Annotated in this window: 14 protein-coding genes and 1 pseudogene; 5 read left to right on the top strand and 10 right to left on the bottom strand. The window is 63.5% G+C overall.

Annotation, left to right across the window (positions count from 1 at the left end; translation table 11 throughout):
• Positions 1–468 (top strand): annotated as a pseudogene (locus I8N66_RS05515) (MFS transporter); the annotation flags it as partial.
• A gap of 238 nt (positions 469–706) precedes the next feature.
• Here the strand turns inward: I8N66_RS05515 and I8N66_RS05510 are convergent.
• From I8N66_RS05510 to I8N66_RS05485, 6 genes are all read right to left on the bottom strand, one after another.
• The gene (locus I8N66_RS05510) at positions 707–1,579 is read right to left on the bottom strand and encodes an NAD(P)H-binding protein (protein ID WP_113539027.1); all 873 of its coding nucleotides are present in this window, start codon (positions 1,577–1,579) and stop codon (positions 707–709) included.
• Positions 1,580–1,667: 88 nt separating this feature from the next.
• On the bottom strand, positions 1,668–2,528 hold the full coding sequence (locus I8N66_RS05505) for an AraC family transcriptional regulator (protein WP_291150622.1): 861 nt from the start codon (positions 2,526–2,528) through the stop codon (positions 1,668–1,670).
• Positions 2,529–2,624: 96 nt separating this feature from the next.
• Positions 2,625–3,566 (bottom strand): efflux RND transporter periplasmic adaptor subunit, encoded by a 942-nt coding sequence (locus I8N66_RS05500; RefSeq protein ID WP_291150619.1) that lies wholly within the window; start codon positions 3,564–3,566, stop codon positions 2,625–2,627.
• Positions 3,563–3,835 carry a DUF3302 domain-containing protein gene (locus tag I8N66_RS05495; protein WP_113539024.1) on the bottom strand — a complete coding sequence of 91 codons (273 nt, stop codon included), beginning with the start codon at positions 3,833–3,835 and terminating at the stop codon, positions 3,563–3,565. Before I8N66_RS05495 ends, I8N66_RS05500 begins: the two co-directional genes overlap by 4 nt.
• A 109-nt stretch (positions 3,836–3,944) precedes the next feature.
• Positions 3,945–5,447, bottom strand: a complete 1,503-nt coding sequence (locus I8N66_RS05490; RefSeq protein WP_291150615.1) for a M81 family metallopeptidase — start codon at positions 5,445–5,447, stop codon at positions 3,945–3,947.
• 444 nt (positions 5,448–5,891) lie between these two features.
• Positions 5,892–6,680: a transporter substrate-binding domain-containing protein gene (locus I8N66_RS05485; RefSeq protein ID WP_291150613.1), complete on the bottom strand. Its 789-nt coding sequence runs from the start codon at positions 6,678–6,680 to the stop codon at positions 5,892–5,894.
• Between the two features lie 245 nt (positions 6,681–6,925).
• Here I8N66_RS05485 and I8N66_RS05480 point away from each other — a divergent pair, with 245 nt between their 5' ends.
• Positions 6,926–7,837 carry a LysR family transcriptional regulator gene (locus I8N66_RS05480; RefSeq protein WP_291150610.1) on the top strand — a complete coding sequence of 304 codons (912 nt, stop codon included), beginning with the start codon at positions 6,926–6,928 and terminating at the stop codon, positions 7,835–7,837.
• A 27-nt stretch (positions 7,838–7,864) separates the two neighbouring features.
• On the opposite strand, the gene I8N66_RS05475 is transcribed toward I8N66_RS05480, so the two are convergent.
• Both I8N66_RS05475 and I8N66_RS05470 read right to left on the bottom strand, forming a co-directional pair.
• Positions 7,865–8,743 carry a hypothetical protein gene (locus I8N66_RS05475; RefSeq protein WP_291150607.1) on the bottom strand — a complete coding sequence of 293 codons (879 nt, stop codon included), beginning with the start codon at positions 8,741–8,743 and terminating at the stop codon, positions 7,865–7,867.
• A 324-nt stretch (positions 8,744–9,067) separates the two neighbouring features.
• A complete protein-coding gene (locus I8N66_RS05470) occupies positions 9,068–11,026 on the bottom strand; it encodes an elongation factor G (RefSeq protein ID WP_291150604.1) in 1,959 nt (652 codons plus the stop codon).
• A gap of 390 nt (positions 11,027–11,416) precedes the next feature.
• Here I8N66_RS05470 and I8N66_RS05465 point away from each other — a divergent pair, with 390 nt between their 5' ends.
• Positions 11,417–12,097 carry a glutathione S-transferase family protein gene (locus I8N66_RS05465; RefSeq protein WP_291150601.1) on the top strand — a complete coding sequence of 227 codons (681 nt, stop codon included), beginning with the start codon at positions 11,417–11,419 and terminating at the stop codon, positions 12,095–12,097.
• A 60-nt stretch (positions 12,098–12,157) separates the two neighbouring features.
• Here the strand turns inward: I8N66_RS05465 and I8N66_RS05460 are convergent, their stop codons facing one another.
• Complete coding sequence (locus I8N66_RS05460; protein WP_291150598.1) at positions 12,158–12,406, bottom strand: hypothetical protein; 249 nt, start codon at positions 12,404–12,406, stop codon at positions 12,158–12,160.
• Between the two features lie 403 nt (positions 12,407–12,809).
• The gene (locus I8N66_RS05455) at positions 12,810–13,787 is read right to left on the bottom strand and encodes a transporter (RefSeq protein ID WP_113539016.1); all 978 of its coding nucleotides are present in this window, start codon (positions 13,785–13,787) and stop codon (positions 12,810–12,812) included.
• Between the two features lie 238 nt (positions 13,788–14,025).
• On the opposite strand from I8N66_RS05455, the gene I8N66_RS05450 reads away from it, so the two are divergent.
• On the top strand, positions 14,026–15,075 hold the full coding sequence (locus I8N66_RS05450) for an aldo/keto reductase (RefSeq protein WP_113539015.1): 1,050 nt from the start codon (positions 14,026–14,028) through the stop codon (positions 15,073–15,075).
• 204 nt (positions 15,076–15,279) lie between these two features.
• Complete coding sequence (locus I8N66_RS05445) at positions 15,280–17,037, top strand: adenylate/guanylate cyclase domain-containing protein (RefSeq protein WP_291150594.1); 1,758 nt, start codon at positions 15,280–15,282, stop codon at positions 17,035–17,037.
• Positions 17,038–17,096 lie beyond the last annotated feature (59 nt).

The raw sequence follows: 17,096 nt of genomic DNA, 5'->3' as shown, positions 1-17,096 counted from the left end.
GATGTCGCTGTCCTGTCGCCGGCCATGATCCCGGTCGCTCTGGCACTGTTCGGCATGGGCATGACGGTCGGCAACCTCGTCGGCGGCAAGCTTGCCGACCTCTATCCGGCCCGCGGTATCGTGCTCGGCTTTGCAGCCGCTCTCGCCACGCTGGCTGTGCTTGCAGTCGGCGCGGCAAACCCGTGGCTGCTCTTCCCCGCCCTCTTCGGCGTGGGTGCCGCAACCATGGCTCCGATCCCGACGATCCAGGTGCGCCTCACCCGCTTTGCTCCCGAAGCCCCGAGCCTGATGGGCGCCATGAACCTTGCCGCCCTCAACGTCGCCAATGCCGTCGGTGCCGAGGCCGGAGGTGCGGCGATCGCGGCCGGTCATGGCCTGCTCTCGGCCGTCTGGGCGGGCTTTGCCCTCACCGCTGCCGGCCTCGTTTTCTTCGGCCTCACCCTGCTGTCGAAGGAGGCTCGGCAGTAGGGCCCACATGGTCCCGGCGGTCCTGTCCCCAACCCGCCGGGCCCCACCCGCGCACCTCTGTCGCCTGGCCCGCACGAGCGAAAATCAGGCGCCTCCTGCCACCAAGCCTTGAAGCCCCGCGGTGATCCGACCGCGGGGCTTTGGCGTATTCGCCGTCAAAAGTGAGGTTGCGGGCTGGAAGGGATCGGCATCTCGCGGCTGACGACGCGCGATGCGTCACGCCGCGATGCCCCTTCCATCAGCCCGGCACGAAGGGCCGCAGAGCCTCGACCAATCCCGTCGTTCCGTAACGAACCTCGCCGCCCGGCTCGACGTCGATCAGACCGCCCTTGTTGTGGGCGTCGTAAAGATCGACCAGAAGCCGGGCGGTGCTGGCGCTCAAGGCCCGTTCCAGCGCTTCCTGCCACCCGCCGCGCGGCACCGCCTTCGCGGTGATCGTGCGCCCGAGCAACTGGCTCAGGGCCACGGCCACGTCGCTGGCGCTATAGCGACGCGGTCCCTCGACATGCACAATCTGCTCTGCCGTATCCGCGCCCGGACGGCGGAGAAGCGCCGCAGCCATGCGCCCCACATCTCCGGTCGAAACGGCGGCAAAGGTCCGCTCGACCGGGTGATGCAGGCTCGGCAGAGCACCGGTTGCGATCGCCGCCGGGATGCCGCGCACCCACCCCTCCATGTGTTCGGCCGACCGCAGGAAGATCTTGGGCATGTCGAGCCGGCGAAGCCGCTCCTCGAACAGACGAAACACGGTGGGCATGCCGATATCCCCGGGCACATGGGCGCCATAGTCGGAGATCGCCAGCACGCGTTTCGGCCGCGCCTGCGCCAGCGCTTCGGCCATGCTCTCCGTGAGCGCACGCATTTCTGCTCGGGCATCCCTGGCCTTGAGTGGCGGCGGCAGGATGATCTGCACGGCCTCGGCCTCCGCGATCGCCGCGCCGAGCGCTGCCGTGTCGCGCAGATCGGCAAAGGCGATATCGCAGCCGATCGCCTGCAATGGCCCGGCCTTTGCCGCGTCGCGCAGCACCGCCCGCACCGGCAGCTTCGCCGCGCGCAGTGCCGACGCCGTTGATGCCCCGACCTTTCCGGCCGCTCCGAGAATGACGAACATGATCTCTTTTCCTTGCTGAAGACGGGCAAGGACTAGGGATCAGGCGGACCCCGGTCGCACAGATTCAGCCAGGATTTTGCAGCTTCGGTCAGATTTCGCTGGAGCGCCGCATGATTGCACCCGGCGTCTCGCCGAGAAGTCGGCGCATGGTCGAGGCCATATGGCTTTGATGAGAAAAGCCCGCGGCGACCGCGATCTCGCTTGCCGGCATCGTCGTCGTGGTCATCAGCGCACGAGCAAATTCCACACGGCGGCGGATCACATATTGATGCACCGGCAGGCCGGTGCTGTTGCGAAACAGGACCTTCAGCCGCGTGGCGCTCAAGCCCGCGACCGCCGCGACATCGGCGAGATGCAGCCGCGGGTCCAGATGGGTCTCTATGTACTCGGTCAGCACCCGCAATTGCCGCGCCGAGAGCTTGGGTTCACTGCGCCCTTCCGCCCGCGCGCCGCCGGTCGCGGTCTCGATCAGCCGCACGGCCAGCGCATTGGCGAGAAGGTCGACATAGAGCGGATCGGACGGCGTCTCTGCTTCGAGGTCCGCCTTGATCGCCCAGCCGATCGCCTCGAGCCTGATATCGCGCACCTGCATCTGCGGCAGCAGCTCGACGCTCCCCCGCCCGAGATCCGCCGCCACGCCATCGAGCAGCGAACGCGAGAAACTCAGCCTGAGGATCCGGCAGTCCGCATCATCCTCCCAGGACCCGTCGACGCCCGCCGGCACGATGTCGATATCCCCCGGCTTCTGCACCCGGCGCATGCGACGCCCGCCATAGCGACAATCGGCGTTGACCGGCGGGCCGAAATGCATGCCCAGCCGATGCATTTCGCCGCCGGGCACATCGACCCGCCCGCGGGGAATATGGATGAAATCCGCGGCAAGCCCGCGCCACGCTCTGCCGGCGCTGGTCAACAGCACTTGCGGCGTCTGGATTGCGGAAAGTGTCATGATCTGTCGCGGCTCTGATCCGGGTGTGCGGACGCCATGCTATGTCCCAAACGGTCGCTTAACAACCACTGGCACGAGGCTGCGTATGACAAAGGATCAGAACGGATTGATGTAGTTGGCGATCGCGATCTGGCGCAGGAGAACCCGGCGGATCACATGCGCCGCCTTCACCCGGTCGGTAAAGATCGCCGCATCTCCCGCAGCACCGGCGGGCAGCCGTGCGGCGAAGGCCTGGTCGTCGAGCTTCACCCGCACGACGAAGGGTGCGGCCGCGACCGCCTCCGGCGTTACCGCCGTGCCGGAGACGCGCGCCTGCCCGGAGGCGATTGCCTGCAGCACGCCTTCGACCTGGCCGGTATAGGTCTCGCCGGGCGCGAACTTGAACGTCGCCTCCACCCTCTGGCCGGGCTCGATGTAGCGCGCGTCGATCTGGTTGATCTCCACCCCGATGATCGTCTCGGACGTATCGATGAAGGCCATCGCCGGTGACAGCGGCAGGGTTGCGACCCGCGCGCCCTTGCGGAGCGCAAGATTGGTCACATAGCCATCGGCGGGCGCGCGGACCGTCGTCTTGCCGAGCTCCCATTCGGCATTGGTAATCTGCGCCTTCAGATTGTCGACATCCGCCTGGCGCTGCTGCACGTCGAATTCGGTCGCGGCGTCGCGCGATTGCAGCTTCGTCATCTGCGAAAGCCGGAGCTCCTGCAGCGACAGCTGGGCCTGCAGCGCATCCACCTTCGCCTTGTAGGGCACGGGATCGATGCGGAAGAGCACGTCGCCGGCCTTCAGCGGACTGTTGGAAGCGACCGGCACCTCCAGCACCTCGCCGGCGACATCGGGCACGATCGCCACGGAATTGCGCACCACCAGCGCCTTGCCCTGCGGCGCGCCCCAGTTCATCGGGATGAAAAGGCCGATGAGGAGCAGCAGGAACACGATCGCCGGCGAGACCTTCCAGAAGAGGTTGAAAGGCACGATCCTGAATTTCACCAGGCAGAAGAGGATGGCCAGATAGACATTGAGCAGGACAACGATCATGGCTGGCCCGCCTCGCTCGATAGGCCCCCATTTGTATGCGCCTCATGCGCGCGCGGCACATCCACATAGGCCCAGACGAGCGCGATCGGCCACAGTGCGAAACCGAGGAACAGCGTCACCCAGCCGGCGACATTCACAGCCTCGGCCCATGGGTGATTGCGACGCCTCGCGATCGACCCCGGCAGCATGGCGAGAAACACGAGGACCGCGACCGTGCTCGCCACGAGCACGATCAGCACGATCCAGGCGAAAAGATCGATGAAGCTCATGACGTTTCGCTCCCCTTCTTAAGAGGAAGGCTAGCTCTGGAGACCTCGCGCACGGAAGTACGTAACGGTTACCATCCGCGCCGCATGGGCCAGTGAACGACAGCGCGCCTCAGCCGAGTTCACCACCATCCAGCGGATAGACCGGACGTCGCACGCGCTTGTATGTCCGCGCGCCGATATTGGCGCTGCTCAGGCCATCGCCGTCGATCTCGACGACCTCGGACGCGATCGGGCCGAAGGCGGCGCGGAAATGCTGCTGCGATTTGACGACGACGATCTGGTAATCGGAAGGCTCGATGCCGACGGCGCGGAAGAGGTTGCGGTCGAGCATCTGCTGGCGTTCGCTGCAGATGAGGATGTCGATGCCTTCGACATGAAAGCGCACGCTCGGCCCCATCGTCGCCGGCAGACCCTGAAACATCGGACCCTCGAACACGATCCTGCCGTCCGAGATCGCCTCCACCCTGCCCCGGACCCTAATCGGCCCGCCGCCGACGGCGGGGTCGATCTTGCAGCCGAGCGTCACTTCGCGCGTCGCACCGGTGCCAGCGGCGATCAGCTCGCCCACGACCTCCGGGTCGCAGAGCGCGCCGAAGGCGGCGCTTCGGACGCCGATCTCCAGCAGCCGCGCGAGCATGCAGGTGGAATCGCTATAGGCGCCGCAGCCGGGATTGTCGGAAAAATCGGCGATCACCAGCGGCCCGGCGCGATCTTTCGCTGAATGTGCCTCGACGATGCCGGGCAGCGCGTCAAGTGGCAGTTGCACATCCTGGTGCTCGCGCCGGTCCCAGATCTCGCGGCAGAGACGCTCGGCCTCGGCTTCCGCGTCTTCGGCCGCCACTCGATTACGGTCGTAGCAGATGACGGCCGAGGGGCCGGTGTTGAAGATATCGGCATCGTAGAAGCCGGCATTGATCGAGGTCGCGAGCATGCCGTCGCGTGCCGCGATCCCGTCGGCGATGTCGAGAATCTCGGTCATGGCGCAGGCATGGGTCGTGCGCCCGTCGTTGCAGCCGTTCAGCATCGGCGGCTGGCGGATGGCGAGCGCCGGGCGGATTTCGCCGCGCATGGCGCGGTTCAAGAGCGCGCCGGCCTTGTGGGCGCATTCGGCCATGTCGACATGCGGATAGGTGCGGAAGGAGACGGCGATATCGAGCAGGCCGGCCATCTCCGGCGCCGAATTGGCATGCAGGTCGAAGGTCGCGGCGATCGGCAGATCCGGCCCGACGATACCGCGCACCACCTCCAGCAACTGGATCTGCGCATCATCAGCCGTCTCCGTGCACATGGCGCCGTGGAAGACGATGAAGACGCCGTCGAGCTTTTCGCCTTCAAGCGCGCTTTGGAGATCGGCGACGAAGCGCTGTCGCATCGCCTCCTCTATCCTGCCGCCGGGCTCGGCCCGCGCCGCCACGGTATAGACCGGCTGCCAGCCATAGCGCTCGCAGCAGTCGATGAAACCGCCGATCTCCGAATTGGTGCCGCGGCAATGGCTTTCGATCTCGGCGCCGACGAAATAGTGGCACGCCTCGAAATCGCGAAACCCGGTTTTGAGCTTCGAAAACGTATTGGTTTCCTGGTTGAATTCGAGAATGGCGACCCTGAAGCTCATCGCATGCACTTTCATTTTCGGATTGGAGAAGGAGACGGGCGCCGGGGAAAACGCGAAACCCCGGCGCCGCGCCTGTCCACCGGCCGCACGATGCGTCGAACGCATAGCGCGACCGGCGAATTCTGGGTGGAGTTGGACTTGGATCCGCGGTGGCCACTCACGGCACCTTGGAAGAGACGCCCCTCACGCATCTTTCGAGGAGGTTGCCCCTCTCCTCGGGTTGAACCCGAGGACTAACCCACTCCCCGCAGGCGGGCAGTGGGAACGAGTTCAGCGGCCTTCCCCTTCACCTGGGGCATGCCTCCCGACGGAGGCACAGCAAGACCGCCGAGAGTGGAGCGAGCGGATGCCACACTGTCCCTTCTCCCGCCAATCCGGGAGAAGGTGGCCGGCAGGCCGGATGAGGGGCAGAACCTCAAACTTCGGCAGGCAGGGCCGCAAAGCTCAGCGGAAATACTCGCTCGTAGTCTTCGGCTTCGCCATGATGTCGAAGTCGAAATACTGCTTGCGGATCCTGTCGTAGGTGCCGTTTTCCATGATCGTCTTCAGGCCGGCATTGAGCTTGGCGAGAAGCGCCGCGTCGCCCTTGCGCACCGCCATGGCGTTACCCTCGGCCGTGTCGAGCACGAAGCTCTCGCCGACAAAGGCGCAGCAGCCGCTTTCTTCCTTGGCGAGCCACTCGGTAAAGGCCATCTGCCCTTCGAGGATCAGGTCCAGCCGGCCGTTCTCCATGTCGAGAAACACTTCGCTCATCGTCGGATAGAGCTTCACTTCGCTATCCGGAAAGAACTGCTGCAGCGCCTCGACCGCGACCGAGCCGGACTGCGTGCCGATCACCTTGCCCTTCAGCGCCTCAGGCGAGATGTCCTTGAGGCCGAGATCCTTGCGGGCGACGAAGCGCATGGCGTTGAAGTAATAGGGGTTGGTGAAGTCGACCTGCGTCTTGCGGTCCGGATTGATCGCCATGGAGGCGATCATCACGTCGAATTTCTTGGCCTGCAGCGCCGGGATGATGCCCGACCATTCATTGGTGCTCCAGACGCAATCCACCTTGATTTCGGCGCAGACCGCCTGGCCGATATCGTAGTCGAAGCCTTTGATCTCGCCGGCGGCCGTCACATAGTTGAACGGCGCGTAATCGCCCTCTGTGCCGATCGAAAGCGTTTCTGCCCGGGCGCTCCCGGCGGCCATCAGAATCAGCAATGCCGATGCGGTCATGAACTTCTTTTTCATCTCGTTCCCTTTGTCCTTCCTGTCGGCCGGCCATGACGTTCCGTTCGCAAGCATGGTCATCGGGCTATCCCCGACGTGTCTGTCGCGCGAAACTGCCTGGATTTTCGGCCGATTTCAGTTTTCGTTTTGCTTTATTATGGATCGACAATGCGGGAGACCACCGCCCTTCGCAATGTGAAAGAAATCATTCCAGCCATCGAAAAAATTCATGTAGGCTGCGCGCGATCCAGAACCCGGAGCAGCCTATGCGTGACCTGCCGAGCCTCAAGTCCCTGCGTGCCTTCGAGGCGGCCGCCCGCAACGGCAGCCTGACGGCCGCCGCCGACGAGCTCTGTATCGGCCAGGGCGCCATCAGCCACCAGGTCAGGAATCTGGAGCTCAATCTGGGACTCCGGGTCTTCGTCAGAAAGCAGCATGGCGTCGAGCTGACGCCCGAGGGCGGACTGCTCTACGCCTCCTGCCAGCGTGCCTTCGACGATCTCGAAGGCGTCGTCCAGCACATCCGTCCGCGCGTCAGCGGCAAGATCCTGCGCGTGCGCGTCGGGCCGTTCTTTTCGATGAAGGTGATCGCGCCGCGCATCTCCGAGTTCCTCGCCGCCAATCCCGGCGTGCAGATTCACCTCTCCCATCTCGAAACCATCACCGCCGGCACAGGCCCGGCCGACGTGACCATCGCCTATTGCCTGCAGCCGCCGGCCGGACGCTTCGCCCGAAAGCTGCTGCGCGAACGCCTGGTGCCGGTCTGCGGCCGCGACCTCTTTGAAAAGCAGCAAGACAAGCAGGCGCTGCTGTCCGGCAACCGCCTGCATTATCGTGGCCTTCAGGAATGGCAGAGCTGGATCACCTCCTCCGGCTTGGCGCTTCCGCGCAGCCACCAGGACCTGATCTTCGACGACCAGCACATCATCCTTGAAGCGGTGAAGGAGGGCCAGGGCGTGGCGCTGATCGACCGCACGATGGTCGAACACGAACTGAAGACCGGCCAGATCCGCCTGGTGCACGACCATTTCTACGAGCCGGCCGAAACCTACCAGTTCGTCTGCCAGGAGGAACTGTTGCGCACCAAGCCGGTGACGAAGAGTTTTCTCAACTGGCTGATCGCAGAGATCGAGGAGCGCGAGCGGCAGATGGCGGGAAGCAACGACGACTCGATTTAAGATAGGCCTTGCAGTCAATGGCGCTATTCATGCTCGCTTTGCAAGAAGGCGCTGCACAGCCACGCTAAGCTGCTTGTTCTCCTGTTTAAGCAAGGCAATTCTTTCAATAAGATCGCTGAGAACGAGCCGTACAGCTTGAGCATTGGAGAGGCAATCTTCATCGCTCTCGCCGTGAAGCCCTACGCTTAGGGCGCCATGCAGCGCGTTGAGCGGATTGTGCCCATCGATAAGCAAGCCCTGAGGGAGACCGGTCTTAATCTTTTCCATGGACTTGGAGAAAGAGATCTCTTTCTTCGCCGCCTTAAGCTCTTCGATCAGTTCTGCTGATGCCCCAACCGTCTGACAGACCTTGATGATCTCATCAAACAGGTCGTTTCGGTGATTCTCGACGACGCGACGGTAGTACGCAAAAGCTGCGATCCCGTAGCCAAGATTTTCGCACTGCCTCCCCTTGAGGAAGAGTTCCGCATCAACCTTACCAAACAAGCGGAGCACTCGATTGGAGACGGGAATACCGAACGGTGGATACTCTCCGTACTTATAAAGTTGACCATCCCCTTCGTCAGCAAAAGTAATTCTCAGGGAATACTGTTTAGTTTCTTCTAGGCAATCACCACATCTGTAGATCGGGTGAGCGCTAGTGATCCGAAAATCCCAAGATATACTATTACTTGTAGTCGCGCAGCGGAACGTCCGCTCACCTTCGCACACCCGACAGTGCAGCCGTATGTCGGGGTAGACAGGTTTCCGCCTTCGTGAAGTGCCAACGCCACCTTCGAGCTCCCACAAGTCAAAAACTGACTTCTGGGCGGAAGGGTGGGTTTTCTCAAGAAAGTCTTTGACGCTGATGGGTTGGTTTATCTCGATCCCTTCGCCTTCGGCAACCACCGTGTCTGCGTCCGTCATATTGCACCCCCAATAGCCCACGCCTCAACCCAATGTATATTCCGTGGATGAAAGCGCAACGATGAGGTTTTGTGGCGCCGGCGCTTAGATGTATTAGCTTAGCGTTACATGGAATACCGGACGCACGTCTTGGCGAGACAATCGCCACTAGCGTAGGTATTGGCAGCGTATGGTTTCGGACGCTTTCGGGGGATGCGCAAGCTACCGTGCAATGGCAGCCTGAACCGGATCGCCGATCGCACACACTCCTCCCTCCATCTGACCGAAAGGCTGGTGCATGCACGTTCGAAAACTCTACGTCATGAGCGCCGACTTTCGTCCCCGTCACCCCGCATGCTGCGCGCCATGCGCATGGACCACCGCGTCCGCTTCCTTGCCGTACAGCTCCTCGAAATGGTCGAAGCTTTTCGAAAAATAGCCGATCCCCTGCGTCGCCGCCCTTAGCGCCCGGGCGAGATCGTCGAGCGCCGATCCCGGCACCAGGGCGCGAAAGATGTCCCAGCCCTTGGCGGTCTCGTCGCGGTCGAAGCCGAGCACCTGGCCCTTGTAGGTGGAGACGATCGGCACCAGGCTGCCGGAATAGATCGAGGGGATGTGGATCTCGATGCGGATGACCGGCTGCATCAGCACGGCTGATGCCTGCGACAGCGCCTGGCGCACGCCCATCTTGGCGGCCGCGCGGAAGGCGAAGTCGTTGCTGTCGACCGAATGGTGCTGGCCGTCGGTCAAGGTCACGCCGACATCGATCACCTGAAAGCCGAGCGGGCCCTTCTCCATCGCTTCGCGGGCGCCGGCCTCGATCGCCGGGATGAAGTTGCGCGGCACCGCCCCGCCCTTCACCGTTTCGGCAAAGGAGAAACCCGCCCCGCGCTCGTTCGGATGCACGCTGAGCTTGACGTCGGCGAACTGCCCGGCGCCGCCTGTCTGCTTGCGGTGGCGGTAGTGCACGTCGGAGGGCTTCAGCACCGTTTCGCGATAGGTCGGGCTCGGAGATTTGTCGGTGACGCCGACATGGAAGACGTCGGCGAGCGTCCTGCAGAGATCGCGCAGATGCATCGGCCCCTGCACGCAGACGAGCTGGGCGCCGGTTCCCTCCTCCTGCATGACCGCAAGCCCGCGGTCGGTCTCGGCGAGCTTGGCGAGCGTGCCGGAAAGCTTGGTCTCGTCGCGCTCGCTGTCGGGCACCAATATGCGCTCCAGCATCGGCGTCGGCGGCACCGTCCAGTCCGGCGCCTCGGCGGTCGCATTGGCGGCAAGCAGCGCCGGCACCGGCAGGTGCTCGGATTTCACCGCCGCGATGATCGCGCCCGCCTCTGGCGTTGCGTTCGGCAGCGGCTTTCCGGTTGCCGGGTCCTGCAGCGAGCCGAGGCTGCCGCCGCCGAGCGTCGAGCCCTGCTTGATCCCCGATGTCAGCGCCCTTACCAGGACGGTCTTGCCGACATTGGCGCGGTGGTAAGCGTGGAAGCTCACGGCGGAAAGCGCTGCCTCGGCCATCGGGCCCGCCGCCGCCAGTCTTCTTCGCAGCGCCTCGACATCAGGCGCCTCGTGGCGCAGCGCCTTCATCAGCCGCAGGATGCCGTTGGCATGGCTCGCAGAGCCGACGAGCACCGGGATGATCCGGTTTTCCTTCAAGAGCCGCGTGGAGATCGCATAGATCGTGTCGCTCGCCGGCGCCCGATCCTCGATCAGTTCTTCGAGCAGCCAGTCGTCGAATTCGGAGAAATGTTCGAGAAGCTCGGCGCGCGCCTCCTTCTCCCGCTCCATCACCGTATCGGGTATCTCGACCAGCGCCGAAGTCTGCCCTTCACGGTAGCGCCAGGCACGCTCGGAGATCAGGTCGCAGGTGCCGACGATCTTGTCGCCTTCGCGGATCGGCACCTGGCGCAACAGCAGCATGTGGCCGGAATAGTCCTGCAGCGCCGCGATCACGTCGCGCAGCCGCGCCCGCGGCTCGTCCATGCGGTTGATGAAGAGAATGCAGGGCGTGCCCGAAGCCTCGATGACCTTGAGGTAGGGGGCCGCCAGCACCGCCTCCTCCGGCGTCGGCGAGACACAGAGCACACAGGCGTCGCTGGCGATCAGCGCATGCTGCGCATGGCCCAGCGCCTCGGTTCCGCCGGGCGCATCCAGCGCGCACCAGGGTTCGCCGCCAAACTCGAATTCCGTGAGGTTCAGTCCATAGGGTGAAACAGCTTTTCTGGAGGCCCCCTCCAAACCGGCCAGCTTTTCTACCAGCGTGGTCTTTCCGGTCTGTGAGGGCCCAAGTACCGTGAAGCAGCGCATCGGCGATCCTCCCCTGTCGCGATTGCCAATACATGTCTCCTCAAATCGGCGTCGATTTAAGGACAAAGACATGCAGCAGATCAAAGGACTACGGCGACCTTTGCGCGCCTGATGAAGACGCGGTGCCGTAGAGGCGCCGAGCGTTACGACACCCTTCCCTCTATTAATTCTAGGGCAGCTTTTGCGCTTTCAATGGCTGTGCGCAAAATCGGCACAGATCCGGCGCCCGCCGCCGCATTTATCGGCTTCGTTCGGCGTCAAAATCCGATTGTTTATTCAAACCGGTTGTGAAATTATATCATTTATCGAGATCGACAATCGAAAGCGTGGCGCTAGTTCTATCGCAACGCCATCGGCCCATTGGACCCGTCCGAACCGGAGACCCTCCGCATGTCCCTCACACTCTACCAGCATCCGCTCGCATCCTTCTGCCATAAGGTGCTGATTGCGCTTTATGAGAACGAGACGCCCTTCAAGAGCAGCCTTGTCGATCTGCTCGACCCGGAGGAGGCAGCGCGCTTCGCCGCACTCTGGCCGGTCGGCAAGATGCCGGTTCTCACCGATAGCGCCCGTGACGTCGTGATGCCGGAAACGTCGATCATCATCGAATATCTCGATCGCCATTATCCCGGCCGCCAGCGGCTGATCCCCGATGATCAGGACACCGCGCTGAAGGCGCGGCTTTGGGATCGCTTCTTCGATCTCTACATCCATGTGCCCATGCAGAAGATCGTCACGGACACGCTGCGCGCATCCGGCGAAAACGACCACCGCGGCGTCAGCGACGCCCGCGCGGCGCTTGGCCTTGCCTATGGCATGGCCAACAAGCACTTCGCTGACAACACATACGCCGCCGGTGATGCCTTCAGCCTTGCCGATTGCGCCGCGACGCCCGCGCTCTTCTATGGCGGCATCGTCGAGCCCTTCGATGAGAAATACCCGCACCTCGCCGCCTATTTCGAACGCCTGCTGGAGCGCGCCTCCGTGCGCCGCGTGCTCGCCGAAGCGCGGCCCTATTTCCACATGTTCCCATACAGGAACCTGATGCCGCCGCGCTTTGTCGATATGTAGGCGCGCGATTCACCCTACAGCCCGCGTCAGACGCGCAAAGGTCGCCGTATCGCGTTGAAGTCAGGCATCCGAGCGGCGCCATGTGGCGCCGAAGTGCTGCTCCAGCCACATGGCGCTCTCGAACAAAGCCGTCTCGTCGGAAATGCCGCTGCGGAACTGGCCCGTGAGTTGGCGCGCCAGCCGATCGGCGCGCTTTCCATAACGTGGGATGTTGCACCAGATGCACACCCGATCGAAGGTGCGTTGAAGCATGTCGAGTTCGTCCGGGCTGATCTGGCCGTCCACTTCGCCTGCGATCTCGTGTATCAAGCCCTCCCGGCTCCCGTGGACAAGCTTGTCAGCGTTTTCCCGAGACACCGATCTCAACTCGAAACCGATCGTATGTTTCAGGGCTGTCGCCTTGCGGATTCCCGCTGGTAACAATTGAAGATGCGTTTTGCGATTGTGGACGCGGCCTCGCAATCTCGCGACAGGCCGCGCTCACGCAGAATGTCACCGAAGATCTGATCGATCTCGTTCATTTCGTGGGGGAGAAGCATCTTCGCGGAAGACAACGCTCGACCTCCTGTACTGGGGCGAAAGCGCGACTGATCTTCCAGCCGCCGGGGCCCTTAGCACAGCCCAGCGATAACGAGAGTATGCGCCGATCCGGCGACAAAGCAACTCCGGCTGCGCCCGAGGCCGAAAGAGCCGGCGCAGATGCTGACGAAGCTTACTTGACCTGCGCCGGCGGCGTGCCGATCGGGAAGGCAACGGTGACGAAACCGGCGGTACCTTCCGGCCGGTTCTTGGCGCCGAATTCCTGGAAGACCTTCAGCGTCAGTGACACCGGCGTCTCGGCCATCTTGAAATTGTAGCCCATGGTGCCGCCGATTGCGGCGATACGGCCTTTGAAGGGGCCGAGCCTTGCGCCGGCGCCGCTGTCGCCAGTCACCTGCTGGTAGAAATAGCCCGCAACACCCGCGGAAAATTCCGGATTGAAGTGCTGGGTGACCGCCCATTCCGCGTGGAATTCCGTACCCGTGCGATAATCGGTCGCCGGGTTCTCACCGTTGAAGGTGAAGCCCGCCGCACCCGAAAGGTCGAGGCCGGTTTCCGGATTGAACCAGGTGCCGGCGAGCGTGAAGTCACCCGCCCAGCGATTGAACGACAGGTTGGCGAGCTGACCCTTCTGGTAATCGCCGATCGGCACGTTGACGGTGGCGTTCGCGGTCCAGTGAAAATCGCCCTCGTGCCAACCGAGGACGGCGCCGAACACGGGATCGCCGATCGTGAAGATCGAGTCGCTGACAGAGGCCGAGCGGCCGGCCCTGGGGGCGGAAAGCGTGGCCTCGACGTTGGGGCCGCCGAAAGGCACGATCGCCGTGAAGCCGAGATTGCCGCCCATCACCTCCTCGGGCAGGACCCAGAGGCCGGTGACGAAGTCGCCAAAGAGCTTCGCATCGACTTCGCCGACAATCTCGCCGCCGAGCGGAAGCTGCTTGTTGCCCTTGAGCTCGCCGAAATAGAAATAGGTATCGTTCTGGATGTAGTGCCCGGGCGGTGCCAGCAGGCCGGCCATCGGGCCACGCGCACCAAGCAGATAGAAGCCGGCGCCGTTTTCAGCCGCATTCGCCGTCAAAGGCGCACCAACGCAAGACAGACTGGCAACGATTGCCGACGCGGACAGCAGACGCTTCGCAACGTTCATCGAGTGATTCCCCTCATCTCTCGGCCGGGACGATACCATTTCACCGTGTGCAAGCCAGCCCTAAGAAACAGGAGCCTCACCAAGCGTGAACATCCGTTTGCAGGGTGTTGCAGGCGTACACACCTTGCCCGGCCGGAACACGCTGCTACCTTACGGCCAGTATCACGCTCGGCTTGATCCACAACGGTGGCTTGCGTCCCCGTTCCGTTCTGCCTGCACCAGCAAAGGACCCGCGACCATGGAATACCGGCTGCTCGGCCGCTCCGGCCTGAAAATCTCCACGATCACCATGGGCACGATGACCATCGGCGGGCGCGGCAAGTTCGCCGAGGTCGGCAATGTCGGCCTCAAGGAGGCGAGCCGTTACGTCGATCTTTGCCTCGATGCCGGCGTCAACCTGATCGACACGGCCGACATCTACTCGACCGGCGCCTGCGAGGAGATCGTCGGCGACGTGCTCGGCGGCAAGCGCAAGAATGGCGTGCTGGTTGCAACCAAAGCGCGTTTCTCCATGGGGCCTGGACCCAACGACGGCGGCCTCTCGCGCCAGCACCTGATCGCCGCCTGCGAGGCGAGCCTGAAGCGGCTGAAGACCGACGTCATCGATCTCTACCAGGTGCATGAATGGGACGGCCTCACACCGCTCGAAGAGACGATGGAGGCGCTCGACAGCCTCGTTCGAAGCGGCAAGGTTCGCTACATCGGCTGCTCCAATTTTTCCGGCTGGCACATCATGAAGGCGCTCGGCATCAGTGCGCTCGAAGGCCGGCAGCGCTTCGTCAGCCAGCAGATCCACTACACGCTGGAGGCGCGCGAGGCCGAATACGAGCTGATGCCGATCTCGATCGACCAGGGGCTCGGCGTGCTCGTCTGGAGCCCGCTTGCCGGCGGCCTGCTCTCCGGCAAGCACCGCCGAAACGAAACGCCCGAGGGCACCCGCCAGCTCGCCGGCTGGAAGGAGCCGCCGATCCGCGACGAAGAGCGGCTGTGGAAGATCGTCGACATGCTCGTTGCCATCGCCGGCGAGCGCGGCGTGTCGCCGGCGCAAGTGGCGCTTGCCTGGCTGATCGGCCGCAAGGGCGTCACCTCGGTCATCATCGGCGGCCGCACGGATGCGCAGTTCTCGGACAACCTCGCCGCCGCCAACCTGAAGCTCTCCGACGAGGAACGCGAACTGCTCGACGCCGTCAGCCTGCCGCCGGTGATCTACCCCTATTGGCACCAGCTCTGGACCGCGAAGGACCGTCTCGGCGAGGCCGATCTGTCGCTGCTGGGGCCGCATCTGTAGAAGGCGGCTCCCTATCCGGCCCGCCAACGCTCCTTCGGCATTATGGAGCAAGTGCCATTGAAGGCGGCACTCCTGTAGCGTCGCCAGATGACCGCCGCGGTGGTATCATCAACCGGCGCGGTCGCGGTGTCGGGCAGCCGGATTGTGCATGTCGCGTCAATCGCCTGGGGTTCATTCGGCGGATCTCCTGAGGGGGAGACAGCCATGGCAACTGCAAGAGCAGAGCGGCGGCTGGCCGCGATCCTGGCCGCTGACGTCGTCGGCTATTCCCGCCTCGTCGAACACGACGAGGCTGGGACGTTGTCGGCTCTCAAGGATCTGCGCCGGGTGGTGATCGATCCGCTGCTCGCCGAGCATCAGGGCCGGATCGTCAAGCTGATGGGCGACGGTGCGCTCGTGGAGTTCGGCTCGGTCGTCGATGCCGTGGCGTGCGCGGTCGCCATCCAGAAGGGGGTAACCGAGAACCAGGCCGATATCGCGCGGGAGCGACGCATCATCTTTCGGATCGGCGTCAATCTCGCGGATGTGATCCACGAGGTTGATGGGGATCTCTACGGCGATGGCGTCAACATCGCCGCCCGCCTCCAGACCGTGGCGGATCCAGGCGGCATCTGCATCTCCGGCACGGCTTACGATCACCTCCAGGGCAAGCTTGACTGCGACTACGAGTATCTCGGCGAACGCGCGCTCAAGAACATGGACCGGCCGGTGCGGCTGTACCGCCCCGTTCTGGAAAGGACGACCGCACAAACGGCATCACCGAGGCCCGCACTTCCGGACCGACCATCCATTGCCGTGCTGCCGTTCAACACCATGAGCGCCGACCCGGAGCAGGACTTCTTCAGCGATGGGCTCACCGAGGACATCACGACCGCGCTGTCCAAGCTCAAGGGCTTCTTCGTGATCGCCCGCAACACGATGTTCACCTACAAGGGAAAGCCCGTGGATGTGCGCGCCATCGGGCGCGAACTCGGGGTCCGCTACGTTCTCGAGGGGAGTGTCCGCAAGGCCGGCAACCGGATGAGAGTGAGCGCGCAGCTCATCGATGCGGCCTCCGAAGTCCATCTCTGGGCCGAGAGGTACGACGGCGACCTCGGCGACATCTTTGCCATTCAGGACGAAATCACCGCAAGCGTCGTCGGCCGCATCGGGCCGGAACTGCTCGCGGCAGAGCATGCCCGCGAAAGTCCCAAGCCGCATCACGGCCTTGATGCCTGGGAATGTGTCGTGCGGGCAGTGTTCCTATGTTCGCAATTGTCTGAGGAGAGCAGCGAAAAGATGCTCCCCCTGCTCGATCGGGCAATCGGGCTGGCTCCCGGCTATGCCCAGGCGCTTGCCATGAAAGGTTGGATTACCATGTGGCGCGCGTTCCAGGGGTGGGAGGACATGGGGTACGCGCTGGCCCTTGGCAGGGATTACGTCCAGCAAGCCATTGCCGCGGACGACAAGGAGCCGTGGACCTACCTTGCGCAGGCGATGATCGCCTTTGCGACACGTGACAATGTGCTGGCAATGGCGGCAATCAGCCAGGCTGTCGCGATCAACCCCAACTCCGCGTTTGCGCACGGCCAGTTGGGACTTGCGCATGCCAACGGGGGCCGCGCGTCGGATGCCATTCCTTGCATCGACTACGCCCTCAGGCTGAGCCCGCGCGAGGCTTTTCTCGGCGACTTTCAGTTTTACTACGCCATGGCCTATTTCCAGGGCGCAAATTACGAACTTGGATTGAGCTACGCGCGAGAGGCGCATCGCTTGCGGTCCGGCCACGCGGTTCCGCTGATCATCGGCACGGCCTGTGCCGGACTTCTGGACAACCGGGAGGCTGCCACGGACCTGCTCGGACGGCTGAAATCGATCGTTCCAGACATCTCACGCGACGCGGTCGGAGCAACATCGTCTTTCGTGCGCGCCGAGGATCGGGCGCGCCTGATCGAGGGACTAGCCCGTGCCGGCCTGAATTGACGAGTTGGATTGACCTCGACCGAATGCCGGACAAAGCCGAGCCTCGCCACCGATATCCC

The organism is Ensifer sp. SSB1, from assembly GCF_016652895.1.
GTDB lineage: Bacteria > Pseudomonadota > Alphaproteobacteria > Rhizobiales > Rhizobiaceae > Ensifer.
The sequence above is the reverse complement of the archived record's forward strand: the minus strand, read 5'-3'. Positions and strand labels throughout refer to the sequence as shown.

What these genes read in the sequence shown, in the direction of transcription:
- I8N66_RS05510 (WP_113539027.1), bottom strand. Translation starts at nt 1,579, where the DNA reads ATGTTCGTCATTCTCGGAGCGGCCGGAAAGGTCGGGGCATCAACGGCG.
- I8N66_RS05505 (WP_291150622.1), bottom strand. Translation starts at nt 2,528, where the DNA reads ATGACACTTTCCGCAATCCAGACGCCGCAAGTGCTGTTGACCAGCGCC.
- I8N66_RS05500 (WP_291150619.1), bottom strand. Translation starts at nt 3,566, where the DNA reads ATGATCGTTGTCCTGCTCAATGTCTATCTGGCCATCCTCTTCTGCCTG.
- I8N66_RS05495 (WP_113539024.1), bottom strand. Translation starts at nt 3,835, where the DNA reads ATGAGCTTCATCGATCTTTTCGCCTGGATCGTGCTGATCGTGCTCGTG.
- I8N66_RS05490 (WP_291150615.1), bottom strand. Translation starts at nt 5,447, where the DNA reads ATGAGCTTCAGGGTCGCCATTCTCGAATTCAACCAGGAAACCAATACG.
- I8N66_RS05485 (WP_291150613.1), bottom strand. Translation starts at nt 6,680, where the DNA reads ATGAAAAAGAAGTTCATGACCGCATCGGCATTGCTGATTCTGATGGCC.
- I8N66_RS05480 (WP_291150610.1), top strand. Translation starts at nt 6,926, where the DNA reads ATGCGTGACCTGCCGAGCCTCAAGTCCCTGCGTGCCTTCGAGGCGGCC.
- I8N66_RS05475 (WP_291150607.1), bottom strand. Translation starts at nt 8,743, where the DNA reads ATGACGGACGCAGACACGGTGGTTGCCGAAGGCGAAGGGATCGAGATA.
- I8N66_RS05470 (WP_291150604.1), bottom strand. Translation starts at nt 11,026, where the DNA reads ATGCGCTGCTTCACGGTACTTGGGCCCTCACAGACCGGAAAGACCACG.
- I8N66_RS05465 (WP_291150601.1), top strand. Translation starts at nt 11,417, where the DNA reads ATGTCCCTCACACTCTACCAGCATCCGCTCGCATCCTTCTGCCATAAG.
- I8N66_RS05455 (WP_113539016.1), bottom strand. Translation starts at nt 13,787, where the DNA reads ATGAACGTTGCGAAGCGTCTGCTGTCCGCGTCGGCAATCGTTGCCAGT.
- I8N66_RS05450 (WP_113539015.1), top strand. Translation starts at nt 14,026, where the DNA reads ATGGAATACCGGCTGCTCGGCCGCTCCGGCCTGAAAATCTCCACGATC.
- I8N66_RS05445 (WP_291150594.1), top strand. Translation starts at nt 15,280, where the DNA reads ATGGCAACTGCAAGAGCAGAGCGGCGGCTGGCCGCGATCCTGGCCGCT.